Source organism: Pedobacter sp. 01N416 (genome assembly GCF_056399685.1).
The window spans coordinates 1-1,577 of record NZ_JBFTRT010000826.1 but is presented as its reverse complement, the minus strand read 5'-3'; the positions used below and the strand labels follow the sequence as shown (position 1 = coordinate 1,577).

1 protein-coding gene is annotated in these 1,577 nt (G+C 39.4%); it reads right to left on the bottom strand.

Features of this window, described 5'->3' with window-relative positions:
* The coding region (locus AC1DND_RS27580; RefSeq protein WP_477586010.1) for a tetratricopeptide repeat protein at positions 1-1,577 on the bottom strand (1,577 nt) is incomplete at both ends.

Genomic DNA, 1,577 nt, shown 5'->3' with positions numbered 1-1,577 from the left:
GCGGGGTAGTTGCTGCGTAAGCGATAAAACCATTTGCATCGCCGCGATCTACATAAATGTTTTTGATTGATTCCATTGCCTGTTTGGCTTCATCGGCAGTAGGGTAATCGCGGATTACTTTTTTAAACGATTCTAAAGCGGCATCGTCCTGATCCTGATTGTATTGAACCAAACCGATGGTTACCAGCGCTTTTGCCACATAACTGCTGCGTGGATATTTAGCTACCAGGGCTACAAGGTCTGATTTAGATTTATCAAAATCGCCTTTGTTGAAATACGTATAAGCGGTTTCGAAACCAGCATCATCAGCGTAATTAGAATTTGGAAAAGTATTCAACAGGCTCTGCATGGTAGCAATTTTTGCATCATACTGCGTTTCCAATCCCTGGATCATTCCTTTCTGGAAAGTGGCGTAATCTTCTGAAGTGGTTTTGCGGCTGATGATCTTGTTGTAATTTGCCATTGCATCACCATAGTTTTTGTTTACGAAATATGAATCGGCTAAACGGATGGTGGCATCATCAATCGTTTTTTGGTCTTTATCACTACCCGCGAGGAATTTTTCGAAATAAGTAGCTGCTTTGCTGTATTTCTCATCTTCGAAAGCTGCATAGGCCAAGGCGTAGTTCGCAAAATTGTAAACACCGGTTTTATCGGCATCTGGCATTTTTAAGAATTTTTCGAAAGTAGTAACTGCTTCACCGAACTTACGCAGCTCGTACATCGATTCAGCTTTCCAGTAGGTGTTTAGCGCATTGATCTCATTGTCTTCAGGAAACTTTTCAGAACGTAAAAACATCGATAATGCATTAGGGAATGCTCTTTCGTTATAAAATTCTAACCCACGGAAATAGGTTACTTTTTGGTAAGCTTCTTTAGCTTCAAGGTTTTTATCTGGAATAGGCTCCAGAATATCTACAGCCGCCTGATAGTTTTTGGTGGTTAATAAAACTTCGCCCAATAAAGTTTTGGCTTCGTTTATTTTACGCGATTTCGGGAAAGTTTTTAAAAACCCCTGAGTGGCCTCTAGCGCCTGCTGATGGAATTCTAGTTCGTAACTTAATTTGGCATAATTTAACCATGCTTCTTCCTGTATACCCTTGTCAAAACTTAAACGCGATGCCCTGAAAAAAGCACTCTGCGCTTTTGGTTTATCGCCCAATTGAATAAAGGCTTTACCCAAAGTATGCATACCATTTTGAAGGTAAACATCATCGGTATTTAGTTTTTCTAAAACAGCAACAGACTCTTTATATTTCTTATTCTGGAACAAAGAGTACCCGTATTGGTAAATGAAGAGGTTGTTTTTAGTTTCACTTTTATCTTTTGCATAATATTCGGCGAAATACTTTTCAGCATTTTTGAATTCAGATTTCGCAAAGTACGATGCTGCGACCAAACTCAACATTTCTGGCTCGAACTGTTGTTTGGTTTTTTGAATAGCTGCTAAAGCATAGCTGATTACATCATCATAACGCTCATCAAGGTAATACATCGAAGTGATGTAGTATGGATAACTCGCCTCATAAGTAGGAGAGCCCTTTAACTTTTCGAAGTTGGCCAATGCCGTTTTATAC